At 28.0% G+C, this 18177-nt stretch carries 17 protein-coding genes; 10 read left to right on the top strand and 7 right to left on the bottom strand.

Annotation, left to right across the window (positions count from 1 at the left end):
• Positions 1-25 precede the first annotated feature (25 nt).
• Positions 26-1558: a bifunctional phosphoribosylaminoimidazolecarboxamide formyltransferase/IMP cyclohydrolase gene (purH, locus tag CURT_RS06540; protein ID WP_026320294.1), complete on the top strand. Its 1533-nt coding sequence runs from the start codon at positions 26-28 to the stop codon at positions 1556-1558.
• A 143-nt stretch (positions 1559-1701) separates the two neighbouring features.
• Here the strand turns inward: purH and ftsZ are convergent, their stop codons facing one another.
• The 4 genes from ftsZ to CURT_RS06520 all read right to left on the bottom strand — a co-directional run bounded on the left by ftsZ (position 1702) and on the right by CURT_RS06520 (position 6427).
• A complete protein-coding gene (gene ftsZ, locus CURT_RS06535; protein ID WP_018712621.1) occupies positions 1702-2838 on the bottom strand; it encodes a cell division protein FtsZ in 1137 nt (378 codons plus the stop codon).
• Between the two features lie 11 nt (positions 2839-2849).
• Entirely contained in the window at positions 2850-4226 is a 1377-nt protein-coding gene (ftsA, locus tag CURT_RS06530) for a cell division protein FtsA (RefSeq protein WP_018712620.1), read from the bottom strand.
• Positions 4219-5700: a peptidylprolyl isomerase gene (locus CURT_RS06525; RefSeq protein WP_018712619.1), complete on the bottom strand. Its 1482-nt coding sequence runs from the start codon at positions 5698-5700 to the stop codon at positions 4219-4221. The genes ftsA and CURT_RS06525 overlap by 8 nt, the downstream gene beginning before the upstream one ends.
• A gap of 151 nt (positions 5701-5851) precedes the next feature.
• On the bottom strand, positions 5852-6427 hold the full coding sequence (locus CURT_RS06520) for a class II aldolase and adducin N-terminal domain-containing protein (protein WP_018712618.1): 576 nt from the start codon (positions 6425-6427) through the stop codon (positions 5852-5854).
• Between the two features lie 63 nt (positions 6428-6490).
• Between CURT_RS06520 and rsmH the strand changes: the two genes are divergently transcribed.
• Genes rsmH through rmuC form a run of 3 tightly spaced genes read left to right on the top strand, consistent with a single transcriptional unit; the run spans position 6491 to position 8770 of the window.
• Complete coding sequence (gene rsmH, locus CURT_RS06515; RefSeq protein WP_018712617.1) at positions 6491-7399, top strand: 16S rRNA (cytosine(1402)-N(4))-methyltransferase RsmH; 909 nt, start codon at positions 6491-6493, stop codon at positions 7397-7399.
• Complete coding sequence (locus CURT_RS06510) at positions 7396-7731, top strand: P-loop NTPase family protein (RefSeq protein WP_018712616.1); 336 nt, start codon at positions 7396-7398, stop codon at positions 7729-7731. The genes rsmH and CURT_RS06510 overlap by 4 nt, the downstream gene beginning before the upstream one ends.
• The gene (gene rmuC / locus CURT_RS06505) at positions 7724-8770 is read left to right on the top strand and encodes a DNA recombination protein RmuC (RefSeq protein ID WP_018712615.1); all 1047 of its coding nucleotides are present in this window, start codon (positions 7724-7726) and stop codon (positions 8768-8770) included. Before CURT_RS06510 ends, rmuC begins: the two co-directional genes overlap by 8 nt.
• Here the strand turns inward: rmuC and CURT_RS06500 are convergent.
• Positions 8767-9267, bottom strand: coding sequence for a hypothetical protein (locus CURT_RS06500; protein ID WP_018712614.1), 501 nt, complete (start codon positions 9265-9267; stop codon positions 8767-8769). The genes rmuC and CURT_RS06500 overlap by 4 nt on opposite strands.
• A 135-nt stretch (positions 9268-9402) precedes the next feature.
• Between CURT_RS06500 and CURT_RS06495 the strand changes: the two genes are divergently transcribed.
• Positions 9403-10272 (top strand): D-amino acid aminotransferase, encoded by an 870-nt coding sequence (locus tag CURT_RS06495; RefSeq protein WP_018712613.1) that lies wholly within the window; start codon positions 9403-9405, stop codon positions 10270-10272.
• Positions 10273-10423: 151 nt separating this feature from the next.
• Here the strand turns inward: CURT_RS06495 and CURT_RS06490 are convergent, their stop codons facing one another.
• Both CURT_RS06490 and CURT_RS06485 read right to left on the bottom strand, forming a co-directional pair.
• Positions 10424-11716 (bottom strand): ArsS family sensor histidine kinase, encoded by a 1293-nt coding sequence (locus tag CURT_RS06490; RefSeq protein ID WP_018712612.1) that lies wholly within the window; start codon positions 11714-11716, stop codon positions 10424-10426.
• 17 nt (positions 11717-11733) lie between these two features.
• Positions 11734-12414 (bottom strand): response regulator transcription factor, encoded by a 681-nt coding sequence (locus CURT_RS06485; protein ID WP_016646845.1) that lies wholly within the window; start codon positions 12412-12414, stop codon positions 11734-11736.
• Positions 12415-12639: 225 nt separating this feature from the next.
• On the opposite strand from CURT_RS06485, the gene CURT_RS06480 reads away from it, so the two are divergent.
• The 5 genes from CURT_RS06480 to CURT_RS06460 all read left to right on the top strand — a co-directional run bounded on the left by CURT_RS06480 (position 12640) and on the right by CURT_RS06460 (position 18072).
• Positions 12640-13497, top strand: a complete 858-nt coding sequence (locus CURT_RS06480; RefSeq protein ID WP_018712611.1) for a DnaJ C-terminal domain-containing protein — start codon at positions 12640-12642, stop codon at positions 13495-13497.
• Positions 13498-13531: 34 nt separating this feature from the next.
• Positions 13532-13912, top strand: coding sequence for a heat shock protein transcriptional repressor HspR (locus CURT_RS06475; RefSeq protein WP_024962519.1), 381 nt, complete (start codon positions 13532-13534; stop codon positions 13910-13912).
• A 111-nt stretch (positions 13913-14023) separates the two neighbouring features.
• Positions 14024-15364, top strand: a complete 1341-nt coding sequence (locus CURT_RS06470) for a sodium-dependent transporter (protein ID WP_018712610.1) — start codon at positions 14024-14026, stop codon at positions 15362-15364.
• 14 nt (positions 15365-15378) lie between these two features.
• Entirely contained in the window at positions 15379-16719 is a 1341-nt protein-coding gene (locus CURT_RS06465) for a sodium-dependent transporter (protein WP_018712609.1), read from the top strand.
• A 12-nt stretch (positions 16720-16731) separates the two neighbouring features.
• Positions 16732-18072 (top strand): sodium-dependent transporter, encoded by a 1341-nt coding sequence (locus tag CURT_RS06460; protein WP_018712608.1) that lies wholly within the window; start codon positions 16732-16734, stop codon positions 18070-18072.
• Positions 18073-18177 lie beyond the last annotated feature (105 nt).

Genomic DNA, 18177 nt, shown 5'->3' with positions numbered 1-18177 from the left:
AAAAGGAGTTAGGGTGAAAAAAAGCATGAAAGCACTAATTAGCGTTAGTGATAAAAGTGGAATTTGTGAGTTTGCAAAAGAGCTTGTAAATTTAGGATATGAGCTAATAAGCACAGGCGGAACATATAAATTACTTAAAAAAAATGGCTTGGATGTTACTGAGATAAGTGATTTTACAAAAAGTCCTGAAATGTTTGGTGGCAGAGTTAAAACACTCCATCCAAAAGTTCATGGTGGTATTTTATTTCAACGAGGTCTTGATGATGATGAGGCAGCTAAAAATGACATTGAAGCTATTGATCTAGTTTGTGTAAATTTATATCCATTCAAAGAAACCATCAATAAAACTGATGATTTTAATGAAATTATAGAAAATATTGATATTGGTGGACCAACAATGGTAAGAAGTGCTGCAAAAAACTATAAAAGCGTTTTAATAGTAACTGATAGTATGGATTATGATTTAGTAATCAAAGCTATTAAAAATGGCAAAAATGATGCAGAGTTTAGAAAAAAAATGATGATAAAGGCTTATGAACATACCGCAAGCTATGATTCCATGATAGCAAACTATATGAATAAGCGTTTTAATAATGATTTTGGTGAGTATAAATTTATAGTTGGCAAAAAAGTTTTTGATACTAGATATGGTGAAAATCCTCACCAAAAAGGTGCTTTATATGAGTTTGAAGATCACTTTACAAAGCACTTTAAAGCCGTAAAAGGCGAAGCAAGTTTTAACAACATGACAGATATCCATGGAGCTTTAAGTTTAGCAAGTAGCTTTGGAAAAAGTCCTGCTGTTGCGATTTGTAAACATGCAAATCCTTGCGGTTTTGCTATAAAAGATAATCTGCTAAATAGCTATAAAGAAGCTTTAAAGTGTGATCCAGTTTCAGCCTATGGTGGCGTTATAGCAATAAATGGAACTTTAGATAAAGAACTTGCTTTAGAGCTTCATAAAAAAGGAACTTTTATGGAAGTTATTATTGCTGCTAATGTAACTGATGAGGCTTTAGATGTTTTTAGTGATAAAAAAAGAACTAAAATTTTTACTCAAAATAGTGATTTTTTAGTTAGAGCAAATGAGAGTTTTGACTTTAAACATGTTGATAGCGGGTTTGTATATCAAGAAAGAGATTTTGTAAAAGATAGTGAAGTTGAAAATGCAAAATGTGTAACCCAAAAACCAGCTTCAAAAACTGAATTACAAGATTTAAAAATTGCTTGGAAAGTAGCAGCTTTAACAAAAAGCAATTGTGTAGTTTATGTTAAGAATAGTGCCTTAGTGGCTATTGGTATGGGCATGACAAGTAGAGTTGATGCTGCTAGAGCTGCTGTTTTAAAAGCTAATGATATGGGAATCGATCTAAAAGGTGCAGTACTTGCAAGTGAAGCGTTTTTTCCATTTAGTGATAGTATTGAAATAGCTGCAAAAGTAGGAATTAGTGCTGTTATACAACCTGGTGGATCAATAAGAGATGATGAGGTTATAAAAGCTGCTGATGATAATAAAATGTCAATGTATTTTACTGGAATAAGACACTTTTTACATTAAAAAATATAATCAAATTTGGCAGAGATAGCTCTGTCAAATTTGATTTAATATACAGTTTTTAAATTTATTTAATTACTTTTAAAATGATTAAAACAGCAATTAAACTATCAGATTTTATAAATTTTATAGTTTAAATTTAGATTTTAATCGGCTTTGTATCTAAGGTATGTTGGCTCATCAAGATTATCATATATATCTTTTAAATCTATATCGCTTCCACTAACTCTTTGATTAATCTGTCTTCTTGAAATTACTTTAGTTTCATCCAAAGAATCTTTTTGGCTGTCATCTTCTTTTTTTTCGGATGTTTCTTCAAAACCTGTTGCTATAAGTGTTACTTCAACTCTATTGTTTTCTATAGATTCATCAGTTGTAGTTCCAAAGATGATGTCTGCATTATCGTGGGCTGCTTCTTCTACTAGGCTAACTGCTTCACTTATTTCAAGCAAAGAGCAATCAGGATGAATTTTAAAATGTATTAAAACACCCATTGCACCGTTTATACTCATATCATCTAAAAGCGGAGATTGTATAGCATCTTGAATAGCTTCTTTTGGAGCATCTTCTCCTTCGCTTGCACCAACACCCATTAAGGCTAGACCCCTATGAGACATTATTTTTTTAACATCTGCAAAGTCAAGGTTTATGTCACTATCTCCTGAATCAAGTATTATAGATGACATTCCACCAACTGCTCTTGCCAAAACATCATCAACCATTTTAAAGCTTTCTTTAATTCCTGCTTTTTTATCTATTAGGCTAAGAAGTTTTTGATTCGGTATTACAAGTATAGAATCACACTCTTTTTTTAACTCGTTTATGCCAGCTTGCGCAAGAGTTGCTCTTTTTTTACCTTCAAACTTAAAAGGAGTTGTTACAACACCTATTGTTAAAGCTTTATTTTCTTTAGCTGCTCTTGCAACTACTGGAGAAGCGCCTGTGCCTGTTCCTCCACCAAGACCTGATGCAACAAAAACTATGTCTGAGTACTCAAGTGCGTCTTTTAAAGTATCAAAGCTTTCTTCAGCTGAGTCTTTTCCAACTGTTGGGTCCATGCCAGCACCAAGTGTTTTTGCAGTTTTTTCACCAAGCAAAATTTTTGTTTTTGCGAGTGAATTTTCAAGAGCTTGTGAGTCAGTGTTAGCCACCAAAAGATCTATCCTATCATAGCCCTCTCTAATCATATGATTTATCATATTTCCGCCGCCACCGCCGACACCTATAACTTTCATTTTTGCACCATAAACGCCTTTGCTTTCCTCTATTATAAAACCATTCATATTATTATCCTTTAAAATATTTGTTTTAATCTATTAATAAATTTTTTTAAAGCACTTATATCATTAACATCTCTTAATGTTTGAGTTGGCTTCACCGAATTTTCATTATCTTTTATTGTCATGTCTTCATTTTTATACTCTTCTTGATCGTTTAAAGAAATAGACTTCTCAAAATCTATTTTTTTATTATCAAGATACTTCAAATGTCCATTTGAATCTATTTCATATCTAGTAAAATGTCCAGCTCCATATAGGCAAAGCCCTATAACGCAAGAATACTCACTATCATTGCAAATCTCATAAAGCCCACCAATTTCTTTTGGTTTTGCTAACCTTACTGGAATATTGCCAAAAGCCATAGAAATTATATTTCTTATATCATTATCTATTTTTACTAAACCTCCAGTTACAACAAGCCCCGCACTAAGCTTATTTAAATATCCGCTACTTTCAAGTTTTTTATAAAGTAGTAAAATAGTTTCTTCTATTCTTGCATAGACTACTTTTATGGCTATATCCATACTTGCAGTATGTGTTGATGAGTTTTCACCCATAGTTGGAATTCTAAGCTCTTTGGTATTTTCTTCAACCAGTTTTGAGTAGTTTGTTTTTAGCTCCTCTGCATTTGCAAGTGGAGTATTTAGTGCTTTTGAAAGATCCATAGTTATATTTGATGAGCCAACTGGTAGACTTTCATTATATATGATTGAATTTCCAAGATGAATTACTATATCACAGGTTGCACCACCCATATCAATAAGTCCAACACCAAGCTCTTTTTCTTCTTTTGTAAGTGTTGATATAGCCGAGGCATAACCAGAAAGAAGCATATTATCTATCTCAAGTCCTGCAAGTTTTGTTGCTTTTATTAAATTTCTTATAGAATTTTCATCGGCTGTTACAACATGAGTAAAAACTTCAAGTCTTGATCCGCACATTCCAATTGGGTCTTCTATGTGATCTTGCCCATCAACTTTAAAACTATATGGTAAAACATGTAAAATAGCTCTATCTTTTCCAACGACTGCATTATCTTGAGCTAATTGCATTGCTCTTTTGATTTCACCTATTGTTATTTCACCTGATAAAATACTGACTATACCGTGAGATTTAACGCTGTGTGTGTATGTTCCAGCAATTGAAACTACTATTTTATCTGGATTTTTACCAGCGCTTCTGATAGCTTCTTTTGTTGTATTTTTTATAGAAAACGCAGCTTTTTCAATATTTGTAATAATACCTTTTTTAAGTCCAGAAGTTGGGTTTTTTCCAACGCCGCATATACTAACTCCATTTTCGTCTACCTTAGCTACAATGGCGGTTGTATTTACAGATCCAACATCTAAACCTAATATACAATAATTATTATCACTTAATGAATTATTCAATGTTTTTACCTCTATAGAATTGTTCTATTTTATATCTTTTTTCTAGTAAATTTAGTAAATCTTGATTTAATTCAGTATTTTTTAAATTTGATATATTTTCTTTTATACTCTCTTTATATTCTGCTATTTTTTCAGGATTTTCAAGTTTTTGATCTGTGATTTCATAAGATACCGCTTTATTATTAAGAGTTATATAACCTTTTTGTTTTCCAACTGTATTAAAAAGCTCATTTATAAAATAATTAGTTTCCTCTTCTGTTAGACCATCAACTGTTATTTTACTATCTCTTGAAATGTAACCAAGATCTTTTACTTTATCATTTGTATCAAAACTATTTAAACTTTCTTTTGCTAAATTTTCAAGTTCTATTTTTGCTTTTTCATCTTTATAGTCATTTTTAGCGTATTCATAGGCTTGTTCAAAATCCATAGTTTTTGGAGAATTTATTTGTGCTATCTTTACTACTAAATAGCCATCTTTATATTCAAATGGCTTCAAAAACTCATTTACATTTTTACCAATTATTTCATTAACTGGAAAGTCTAAATCATCTTCTTTTATATTTAGTTTTTTATTTGTTTTTAAATCGCCATTTTTTAAAGCAATATAAGCTTTATTTGCATCTTTTTTAGTTATATCAAGTTTATAATTTTTTAAAACATCTTCTTTTGCTTCCTCAAAAGTTTTTATTGTATCATCATTATTTATATATAAATTTTTATTATCTTCCCAGTATTTTTTGATTTTGTCTTCATCAATATCTTGATCTAGTTTTACAAAATAACTTTCTAACTCATAGTTTGTTTTTGTTTTATAACTGTCTTTTTGTTTTTCCCAAAATGCTTTTATCTCTTCATCTGTTGCATTAACATCATCAAAATTTAAAGTTTTTATATCTATTTTAACTCTATCTTGCATAAAATATGCACTTGCTAAAGCTTGTATTTCTTCTTTTGAAACACTTAAATTTAAAGCATGAGTAAGTTTATCTAAAATAACACTTTTTCTAAGATCGCTTTCAAAATCTTTTGGTTTTATACCAACTCTTGCAAGGGCATTTTTATAAATTTCTTCATCAAATGTTCCTGCTATTTGAAACTCTGGCATAGAAACCAAATACTTAGCAACATCTTCATTGTTTGCACCAATACCTAAATCATTTGCAAAATTTAGTTTTAATGTGTCTTGTATTATTTGTGATAAAGCAACCATATCAAGATTCATTTTATCAGCTTGCTCACTAGTCATAGTTCCGCCTGAAAGTGAGTTTAAATAGCTATAAATATTATTATATTTTTGTTGAAATTCTCTTATTGTTATAGGAGTATTTCCTACTTTTGCCACAGAAGATGAGCTATCTGCTTTAAAACTATACGCACCCCATCCAACAAAACCTGCTCCAACAAAAGCAATAGTGCTTATCCAAATAGTTGGAATTAGTGCTTTTCTATTTTTTTGCATCCAATTTAACATCAATCTCCCCTTACTAACTAACAAAATTCTGTATATTCTACTAAAAATAAGCTTATATAAGCTTAAAAAATAGACATTTTATTTTTAAAATTTTTACACTTTTTTACTAACATTTTGTTAGTTAGTGCAAAAAAATAATTAAATTTGAAATTTAATTATATATTTTTTCATAAGATAGTATTTTACAACTATTATCTAAAAGTGCAATTTCTTTTGCCAAATTTGTCATAGTTCTATTATATGCTACAACACCATATCCTCTAATGACTAAAAAATTTGTCTTATTTGTAATCATTGTTTTATATATTTCATAAGGTGCTCTTTCATACCAATCATCTAAATTTTTAGGATCATAAATTTTAATTTTTTCAAATTTTTTATAACCAAAGAAATCTTTTGGGATTATATAATCATGATTTAACGAGTAACTAACTGTGTGTGGTGGCATCGCAAAAGCTATAAATTTTGCTTCAAAAATATTTTTATAAATATTTAAATGAATATCGCTATCTATGCTTGCATCATTCCATCTATAATCTTTTTTGTCATATAAAACAACGAAGTCATCTTCTAAAAGTCCATCAAAAACTGCATCTTTTTTATTTATCATAAATTTATTTGAGGCTATTTTTGCAGAAAGTGAGCCATGAAATATACCAAAAAAATTCTTTCTAAACATTGATAAAGAAAGCTTTTGAAATAGCAAAGTGGTTTGATTTATGTCCAAAATTTAGCCTTTTTAAATAAAATTGTGTTATTATACACGAAATTTTTAAAGTTAAGGACATATGTGATACATACTCCTGTTTTGTTAAACGAGGTACTAAAAGCATTTGAGGGTATAAAAAATGGTACTATAATCGACTGCACACTTGGATATGGGGGGCATTCAAGTGCTATATTAAGACAAAATAAAAATATAAAATTAATAGGCTTTGATAGAGATTTAGAAGCAATTAATTACTCAAAAAAATATCTTGATGAGTTTAATGATAGAGTTTTTATAAAACATTCAAATTTTTCAAATTCACTCAGTGATATTAACACAGATGATGTTAGGGGAATTTTAGCAGATATTGGTGTTTCGTCTTTACAACTTGATAAAAATAGTAGAGGATTTTCATTAAATAGTGATAATCTTGATATGAGAATGAACCAAAATGATAAAAAAGATGCAAAATTTGTTATAAATTCATATAGCTTAGGCGAGCTTGAAAGAATTTTTAAAGAATATAGCGAACTTAAAAACGCTAAGTTTATAGCTAGTAAAATAGTAAATTATAGAGAAAAAAAAGAAATTTCAAGCATAAAAGAACTGGCAAATTTAGTTGGATTAAAACCTGTTAGGAAAAACGGTATTTTAGAGATAATTTTAGTTTTACAAGCCTTAAGAATAGAGGTAAATGATGAGCTTTTGGAACTTGAAAATTTACTAAATTCAATTGAAAATGCAAATTTAAAAGATACTGTGGTTGCTATAATTTCATTTCATTCTCTTGAAGATAGAATTGTAAAAAATAGATTTAAAAAATGGGAAAAAGAGTGTATTTGTCCTGAATTTTTTATAAAATGCGAATGTGGTGGAAATCATGCCTTAGGTAAGATAGTGACAAAAAAACCAATCACTCCAAGTAAGGGTGAGATACTTAATAACTCGCGAAGCAAATGTGCAAAATTAAGGATATTTAAAATAAAATGAATGAAAACATAAATTTTCAAAATATTAATCTAAAAAATACAAATTTACAAAATCAAGACATTGATAACAAAGATATTGATGAAGAAAGTAAAGGGCTTGGTTTTTTTGATCTTGTTGTAGCTTTTTTAATTTTGGCTTTGGCAGTTGCTATTTTTGTACCTATTATTTATATTAGAAACGAAATTTATTATATTAGTAGAGATATTGAAGAGCTTCGTGTAAAGCATTCTGTACTAGTTGAGGAAAATAAAGATTTAGAAAATAAAATCGAATCTTTAAAATTTAAATATGAGATAATTGATCCATTAAGTGTGGAATTTGAAAATGAGTAATCAAATGCTTTTAATGCTAGTTTTTGCCGTAATTTTATTAATTATTTTAGTAGTTAGTTTTTTTATATTGAGTCAAATTTTAAAAAAAGAGATCTTAAATACGCAAAAATTTATCTATGAACAAAATCAAAACAGTGTTTCTTTAATAAACGATGTAAATGATAGTTTAAAGGATAATTTTTATCTTTTTAATAAGAGCTTAAATGATAGTGTTACTAACTCAAACATAACAACAACTAACACACTAACAGGTGGTATAGATAGCCTAGATAAGCGTTTTAAACACATTTTAGATAAAATTAACGAGCTTGAAAGTGCTAACAATTCAGCAATTCTTTTAAAAAATGAAGTAATGAAATTAAACTCAATTTTTAGTAACCACAAACTTAGAGGAAATTTTGGTGAGTTTGAATTATATAAAATTTTAAAATTAAGTTATGGCGATAATAGTAAATTTTATAAAACCCAATATAAACTTAAAAATGATAAAATTGTAGATGCGGCTTTGTTTTTAAAAAGTGATCTTATCTTAGGAATTGATTCGAAATTTCCACTATCTAGTTATCAAAAAATTTGCAACGGACTGGATAATAATGAAAATATTTTGGAGTATCAAAAAGAGTTTGTTAGAAATTTAAAAAAACATATTGATGATATTTCAAATAAATATATAATTTCAGGTCAAACAGTAAAATATGCCATTATGTTTTTGCCTAGCGAGGCAATATTTAACTATATTTGTTCAAATTGTAGCGAGCTTTTTGAGTATATGGTGCAAAAATCAGTATTTTTAGCAAGTCCTACAAATTTGCTTATTATTTTAAATTATGCAAGTGTTTTCATAAAAGATGAAAATATAAATAAAAATATCTCTTCTATAAAAAATGAAATTTTTGAGCTTTCAAAAATTTTTGAAGAGTTCAAAAAGCAAGGTGAGAGTGTTTTAAACAGCTCTAATAAACTAAATAAAAATATAGAAATTTTTTATAAAAACTCAAATTTAATTTATACAAAATTTAAAAATATTGAAAAATTTTAACTATTGTTTGTGACAAGTTTGTCTAAAACATACTGCTCCAAATCCCTTTTTGGGATTTCTTTTTTAATAGCTTCATCATAAATTTCTTGAGTTTTGGTTGAGTATTTTTCATAAGGAAAATATGGAAAATGTACTTGCCAAGCATCTTTTATAAGCTTGTGGGTAAGTTTTTTTCTAGCGTAAGCTTTAAATATATCAAAACCTATAAAAATACAAGAAGTTATTAAAATTGTTATTAAAAGTGAAAAATGGATATTAAGCTTTTCAAAAAATTTATGTCCAACTCCAATAAGTGGCATTAAAACTACAATACACAAAATTCCAAAAATTATGTATGATTTTCCATATTTAAATCTAAAATTTAACTTCGAAGGATCTACTAACATTCCGTCATTGTAAGCTGAGTTTGCTTCCAGTAAATCTCTAAATAAAACAGGTTTTTTTGATACAAAAAACATACCATAAAGAATTTTATCTATAAAACAGTTAGTTTTCATTTTTCTACCTTAAATATTTTTTGCTCCTATTTTACCAAAAATTTCTCAAAACTTTGTTATAAATATCACTTTTTAACTTTTATAAATTTATATTTTGATAAAATAAAAATCTCAAATTTATAAAAGGATTTTAAAATGGCTTCTAAACTTGGTGAAATTGTCTATGTAAATGGTAAATATGTGGATAAAAAAGATGCAAAAATAAGTATTTTTGATAGAGGGTTTGTGTTTGGTGATGGAATTTATGAAGTAGTTCCGATAATTAATTCAAATTTGGCAAATAAAGATGACTTTTGGGAGAGATTTACAAGAAGTTTGAATGAAATTGAGATAAAACTTAATTTTACTAAAGAACAAGTTTTAGAAATTATTTATAATCTTATTAAAAAAAATAATATTATTGAAGGGGCTGTTTATTTAGAAATTACAAGAGGCGTAGCACCAAGAAATTTCATATTTTTAGAGGATTTAGAACCAACATTTGTATCATTTGTTTATGAATGTGAAATACTAAATAACCCTTTAGCAAAAAGTGGTATAAAAATAATTTCAACTGATGATTTAAGATGGAAAAGAAGAGATATAAAAAGCGTTTCACTGCTTGCTCAGTGCATCGCAAAAACAAAAGCTTATAAATTAGGAGCTAATGAGTGTGTTATGGTGGAAAATGGATACATTACCGAAGGTGGAAGTTCGTCGTTTTTTATAGTAAAAGATGATGTTTTGATAACAAAACCACTTTCAAATGAAATTCTTCCTGGAATTAGACGAAAAACTATATTAAAAATCGCTTCAAAACTTAACCTAAAAGTTGAGGAGAGAAATATAACTTTAGATGAGGCTTATAGTGCTGATGAAGTTTTTATGAGTGCTGCAACTTGGGTTTTGCTTCCCGTTATTCAAATAGATGATAAGCCAATAAATGGTGGCAAAATAGGCAAATGGAGTAAAATTTTAAGAGATGAATATGTAAAAATTATAAAAAAAGAAGTAGGGCTTATTTAGTTTTTTAAAACTTTTGTGAAATTTAGCCTTTGTGGAGTGAGTGGAGTTTTTTATCTAAATTTCACAAAGAATTTGTATAAATTTTAAAGATGTAAAATAATAAATTTAAGCCAACAATCATTAAAGATTAAGATTTAAATCAAGCTTAAATTTATTTACTGTCTGACTTTTGAACTTCATCAATTATGCTGAGATCAATATTTTCAGAATTGCTAATTATATTTTTTAGCTCATCAAAATAAAATATATTTTTTCCATCTTCATATCTATGGCAAAATTTTAAATTGTGCGATTTAATAATATTATCAACTATATAAAGCCCAAGTCCAAAGCTTTGTTTAGCGTTACTTCCTTTTGAAAATGGTTCTATATAAAAGCTTAAATCTTGTTCTAAATTTTCTCCTTTTGTGTGAAATTCTAAAGAATTTTCCTTTATATAAATTTCCACAAATTTATCAGTTGAATATTTTATCCCGTTATCAATAATATTTTTTATAGCTATGCTAAAAAGCTTAAAATTTACTTTAAGCTCTAACTCTTTATCGCCATAAATTTTGATATTTTTTCTATCAACCATTGCTAAATTTATAGCTTCATCTATAAGTTCGCTTATAAGATAGACATCAACTATATTTAGCTTTTTCCCAGAAGTTGCCTCTTCAACTGCTGCAAATTCGTTTATAAGTTCTTCAAGTTTTTCAAAAACAGAAATAAGCCTTTTTTGATACTTATCTTCTGGTATCATCTCGGCTGTAATTCTACCTTTTGTAATTGGAGTTTTTAACTCATGCATGATATTTCTTAAAAAAAGCTGTCTTGATTTATTTAGTTTTTTTATCTGCATTACAGCGGTGTAGAACGCATCAGCGACTTCGCTTATCTCATCATTTCCAGTTTTTGCATTTTCTATATTTAAATCCCCATTTGCAAATTTGTCAATCTGTCTTTTTATCTTTCTTAAAGGTTTTATTTTTCTTATGATGAAAATATATGTTATTAAAAGAATTGTAAAAACAAATAAAAATATAACTTTTATGATGTGATAGCGATATGGTTGATAGTCTGCATCTTGAAGCAAAATTTCTTCATCGTTGTGCTTAATTTTTAAAAAATGGTGCCTATTATATAAAATAATAGCCGAAGTTCCAAGCTTGACACTTACTTCTTGCAAAATAGTTCCATTTTGTTCAATAGCAGCTATATTTTTATCATCTGATATTTTTACCATATTGTAGTTTTTCATTTGATTTTCATACTCATCTTGGCTAACTAGTTTAGCAAACCTATAAAGTGCCGTGTCAGAAACTGTTGAGTATTTGTTATTAAGCTCTTTTGTATAGTTTTCTTTATCGTAATTAATAAGCCATAAAAAAGTTAAAAAAATACTTGTTGTTGATAGTATAAATATAAAAGTTATACTATAAAATATAGATGAATGTTTCATAAATTTTCTTTTTTTTATTATTGTATCAACTTATAGCCAACGCCTCTTATTGCGTGAATATATTTTGGATTTTTAGAATTTTCTCCAAGTTTTGCTCTAATTCTTCCAATTATTACATCTATGCTTTTATTTGTTGAGTCTTCACTTATCGCATCGCAGTTATAAATCAACTCTTCTCTTTTTATAGCTCCACCTTCTTTTTGTATAAGATATGCTAGTATGTCATACTCAGCAACTGTTAGTTTTAATGGTTTTCCTTTTAAGGTTATGGTGTGTTCAAACTCATTTACAACAAGATCTTTTGTGGAGTTTTGTTTTTGCTCATTTTGACTAAGCAAACCCTCACTTCTTCTTATAACACTTTTTAGTCTTGCAAGAAGTTCTTTTGGGTTGTATGGTTTTGGCAAGTAATCATCTGCACCAAAATCAAACGCATTTATTTTATCAGTTAAATCATGTCTTGCACTTGAAACAATTATTGGAACATTGTTTGATTTTCTTATTTCTTTACAGACTTCAAGCCCATCAAGTCCAGGTAGTGTAAGATCTAATATGACAGCATCAAAATTATCTAAATTTAACTTTGAAAGTCCTATATATGGATCATCGGCGACCACAACTTCCATTTTAAATTTTTCTAAATATTCTGTTAAAATTTCAGCTAGTTCAACATCATCTTCAATCATTAAAATTTTCATACAATGCCCTTTAAATTTTTAAGACATTATAACTAAAAGTGTTTATTTTTATGCTTAAATTTTGTGATTAATAGCCAGTGAGAAAAAGTTTAAATTTAAAGTTGATTGACTTAGACTAAACTTTATGATACAATAAGACTTAAATTTTTAAAGTAAAAATATTAAACTTGATTTATAATAGTTTCATTAGAATTATTAAATGATAGTTAAAAGGAGATTGGAAGTATGAGTGATAGCCTATATGAAACTTTAGGTGTTAGTAAAGATGCTAGTAATGAAGATATAAAAAAAGCATATAGAAAACTAGCAAGAAAATACCATCCAGACATTAACAAAGACCCAGAAGCCGAGAATAAATTTAAAGAGATAAATGCAGCCTATGAAATTTTAAGCGATGATGAAAAAAGAAGACAATATGATGCCAGAGGTGATAGTATGTTTGGCAATCAAAATTTTAGTGATTTTGCAAGAAATGCCGAAAATTTTGGTGATTTAAATGACATACTTAGAAATATTTTTGGCGGAGGCTTTAAAAATGCAGATTTTAGCGGTAGCTTCGGTGGTGGTTTTGGAGGATTTGGTGAAAATTTAGACATAAATGCAAGACTTAATTTGGATTTTGATTTTGCTATAAATGGTGGCGAAAAAACAATCAATATAAATAATCAAAGTATTAAAATAAGAGTCCCAGCAGGTGTAAAAGATGGGGAAAAACTTCGTATAAGAAACAAAGGAAAAGTCTCAAGCGATGGAAGAAGTGTAGGGGATATAATTTTACACTTAAGCGTTACTCCAAGCAGTGAATATGAAATAAAAGATGATGATTTATACAAAGAAATTGAAATTTCTTTAAAAACTGCTTTATTTGGTGGTAAAGTTGAAGTAAGCACCCCAAAAAAAGAAGTTAGTATAAAAATCGGTAAAAATACAAAAAATGGACAAAAAATAAGACTTAAAGGATATGGTATTCAAAATAGAAATACAAAAATTTATGGAGATTTATACCTAAAAGTAAATGTTTTGCTTCCAGATATTGAAAAGCTTGATAAAGAAGTTGTAAAAATACTTGAAGAAAAACTATAAGATAAATTTATAAAAATATTTTAGAAAGGAATCTATTATGCAAAGCTATGATGAGCCAGTTTATATGATAAGTGTAGTTGCTAAAATTTTAGATATTCATCCTCAGACACTAAGACAGTATGAAAGAGAAGGATTGATCGAGCCAGATAGAACAAAAGGCAAGATGAGACTTTATTCTCAAAATGATGTTGATAGAATTAAGATGATTTTAAGATTAACTAGAGATTTGGGTTTAAATTTGGCAGGAGTTGATGTTGTTTTTAGACTAAAAGAACAAATCGATGAATATGAAGAAATGATAGAAGATCTAAAAAAAGAGATTGATAAATTTTCAAATACAGGAACAAAAAGATACTTAGAAAAAAGACGAACTGGATTTGACTTAATTTTTGTAGATGATAAAAAAAGAAATTAAATTTATAAATTTATAACAAATTTTAAATTTTGACTTAAAACAAAGCTTTTTTATGGTAGTATTACAAACTTATAAATTTAAATCAATTTAATATTTTAAAAAGGTTTGGTTTTGAATGAGAAATTTAGTAGAATAGGTTTTATCCTAGTTGTTGCAGGAAGTGCAGTTGGTCTTGGGAATGCGTGGAAATTTCCTACTTTAGTAGGGCAAAATGGCGGATCTGCTTTTATACTTTTATATATAATTTTAACTTTATGTGTTGGATCAACTATATTTTTAGCTGAGTTAAGTATTGGAAAACTTAGTGAAAAAGACCCAGTAAATGCCTATAAAACTCTTGCTCCAAAACATAAAAAAGCTTGGTCGCTCGTTGGTTATACTATAATTGGTGCGATTTTAATAATATCTTTTTATAGTATTATAATTGGTTGGATTGTAAAATACTTCTTTATGAGTTTTGGCTCTTTACCAGTTGATATAAATAGCTCAAAAACTACTTTTGAAAATTTACTTTTAAAAGATTTTTTAAGCCAAATTTTATGCTTTAGCTTTGTCTTTTTTATAACTTTTTTTGTGGTATCAAAAGGGATTAAAAACGGTATTGAAAAGCTTAATATATGGATGATGCCAACACTTTTTATACTTTTATTTTTAATGCTAATTTATTCTATGAGTATGGATGGATTTTATGAAGCGGTTAAATTTTTATTTGTGCCAAATTTTGACGCTTTAAATACAAATAGCGTTTTATATGCTTTAGGACTTGCTTTTTTTAGTATGTCAATTGGAGCAGGGTCGATTATAACTTACTCAGCAAGTATAAATGACAATACAAATTTCTTAAGAAGCACATTTTCTATAATTTTTATAAATATTTTAATTGGTTTAATGATGGGACTTATAGTATTTACTTTTATTTTTGAATATGGTGGTGACCCGTCACAGCAAGGTCCTGGACTTATTTTTATCTCACTTACTTCGCTTTTTGCAAATATGGGAGTTTTAGGAAATATTTTAGCAATAACTTTTTTTATAGCTTTATTTTTTGCAGGATTAACAAGTGCAGTTTCTATGGTAGAACCATCTGCGTTTCACCTTATAAATGAGTATAAATTTAGCCGTAAAAAGGCACTTATTTTAATAGGAATTGTAGTTTATCTTTTAGGAACTATTTGTATTTTATCCTCACTTAGTTTAACGAGTGATTATTTTACATTTTTCAATAAAAGCTTTTTTGATTTGCTTGATTATTTAGCTTCAAATATCATTATGCCTCTTGGCGGATTTTTTGCTGCTATTTTTGTCGGATTTATCCTAAAAAAAGAGACTTTAGAAACATTTTTTAGCCACTGTATGAGCAAAAAAGTTTTTGAAATTTGGTATTTTTTCGTTAGATTTATAGCTCCAGTGGCTGTTGTAGTTATAATGATAAATTCACTTTTAAAAGCTTAGAAAAAGGTAATATAATGAATGAAAAATTTAGCAAAATTGGTTTTATTTTAGCAGTTGCAGGAAGTGCAGTTGGTCTTGGAAATGCGTGGAAATTTCCTACTTTAGTAGGTCAAAACGGTGGATCTGCATTTATAGTTTTATATTTACTACTAACATTTTTAGTTAGTTTTGTTATATTTTTAGGTGAAATTGCAATTGGAAAAATAAGCGAAAAAGATGCCGTTGGTGCGTTTGAAAGTTTAGCTCCAAAAAATAAAAATTTATGGAAATTTGCAGGGTTTTGTATAATCGGTGCAATTTTAATTTTTTCATTTTACAGCGTTATAATGGGTTGGATTTTAAAATATGTAGTTACAAGTATCTATTTTTTACCAAACTCTATGAAAGAAAGCGAGGAAATCTTTAATTCGCTTTTGACAAAAGATTTAGGTACTAGTATATTTTACTTTACAATTGCTGTTTTAATGAGTTTTTATGTTGTTTCTAAAGGTGTAAAAAGTGGTATTGAAAGGTTAAATATTTGGATGATGCCAGCACTTTTTATATTTTTGATAATAATGCTAATTTATTCTATGAATATGAATGGCTTTTTAGACTCAGCCAAATTTATGCTTATGCCTGATTTTACAAAGCTTAATAAAGACTCTATCTTATCAGCCTTAGGTTTAGCATTTTTTACCTTATCTCTTGGTGTTGGAACTATAATAACTTATGCAGCTAGTCTTCCTAATAAAACAAATTTACTAACAAGCTCACTATCAATTGTTTTTATAAATATTTTAATTGGCATTATGATGGGCTTAATTGTCTTTACCTTTATATTTGAATACGGTGGAAATCCAGCTCAAGAAGGTCCTGGTCTTGTATTTATATCTTTAATTACTCTTTTTTCAAAGCTCGGCTTTATTGGGAATTTATTTGCTGCTATGTTTTTTATCTCGCTTTTATTTGCTGCTTTAACAAGTGCTGTTTCTATGATAGAACCATCAGCTTTATTTCTTATAAATAACTATAAATTTAGTCGCAAAAAAGCTTTAAAATTTATCTTTGTGTTTGTTTATATCATGGGAATACTTTGTATTTTATCTTATCAAAACGTAACTTCTAACAACTTAACATTCTTTGGCAAGTCATTTTTTGATTGTTTAGATTATTTAACTTCAAATTTAATGATGCCAATAACCGGTATAATCGTAGCTATTTTTGTTGGATTTGTTATGAAAAAACAAAGCCTTTACGCTTTGTTTGGACTTTATATGGGGAGAAAATTATTTTTAATTTGGTATTTTCTCTTAAGATTTATTGCTCCAGTTGCTGTTGTTATAATCATGGTAAATCAACTATTTTTTAGCTAAAAAGAGATTTTTATGAGAGAAGAATTTAGTAAAATCGGTTTTATTTTGTCAGTTGTTGGTGGTGCCGTTGGGCTTGGCAATGCTTGGAAATTCCCAACTTTAGTTGGTATGAATGGCGGATTTGCCTTTGTGCTTTTATATTTGCTAATTACCATAACTATTGGATTTGCCATATTTTTAGCCGAAATTTATATGGGTAAATCAAGTAAAAAAGATCCAGTAAATGCCTATAAAACATTAGCTCCAAACAATAAAGAAAAATGGAAATTTGCAGGTTTTACTATGGTAAGTGGAATTTTAGTTTTATCTTTTTATTTGGTAATTTTGGGCTGGGTTATAAGATATATTTTTATTTCACTTTTTGCTTTGCCAAAAGATATTGATAGTGCAAGGGCTATGTTTGAAGGTTTTGTTGGAAGTGATCTTTTAGGAAGTATATTTTTCTTTTTCATAGCTTTTATCTTAACTATTTTAGTTGTTTCAAAAGGAGTAAAAAGTGGCATTGAAAAATTAAATGTCTATGCTATGCCAACGCTTTTTATTTTGCTAGTTTTGATGCTTTTATATTCGGTTAGTTTTGATGGTTTCAAAGAAGCATTTAAGTTTTTATTTTATGCCGATTTTTCAAAGCTAAGTGTTGATTCGCTTTTAACAGCTTTGGGTCTTTCATTTTTCACACTTTGTCTAGGAGTTGGATGTATATTAACCTACGCTGCATCCTTAGGTGATAATGTAAATCCAGTAACAAGTTCATTTTACATAGTTTTAATAAACATTGCAATTGGATTAATGATGGGACTTATAGTTTTTACCTTTGTTTTTGAATACAGTGGTGACCCAACCCAACAAGGTGTTGGCCTTGTATTTTTCTCACTTATTACGCTTTTTGCAAAGCTTGGGATAGTTGGAAACATTTTATCTTTTTTGTTTTTTTTAAGCCTATTTTTTGCAGGTATTACTTCTGCGATTTCTATGATAGAACCATTTACTTTTTATCTTATAAATGAGTATAAATTTAGCCGTAAAAAAGCACTTTGTTATCTAGGTGGTTTTGTTTTTATCTTAGGTTCACTTTGCATAATGTCGCTGAATTTAAATTTTAGCCAAGCTTTAAATTTTGGTGGAAAAAGCTTTTTTGATATTTTAGACTTTGCAAGTTCAAATGTTGGACTTCCTGTTGGAGCAATTTTGAGTGCTATTTTTGTTGGATTTGTCATACCAAAACAAAGAGTAAAAGGATTTTTTATGCCTTTTATGAAAAAAGAAATTATTTTTGAAATTTGGTATTTTATGCTTAAATTTGTAGCTCCAATTGCTATTTTAATCATCGCAATTAACCAAATACTTGCTTAAAAACATTTTAAAAGACTTAAAAAATTTAAGTCTTTTAATAAAATTTTATCTATCTTGCTAATTTAATATTTACTTAAATATATATAATAATCATAATCAAACTTA

The organism is Campylobacter ureolyticus (assembly GCF_013372225.1).
In the GTDB taxonomy this organism is placed as follows: Bacteria; Campylobacterota; Campylobacteria; order Campylobacterales; family Campylobacteraceae; genus Campylobacter_B; species Campylobacter_B ureolyticus.
This window is presented reverse-complemented; position numbering and strand designations above follow the sequence as displayed.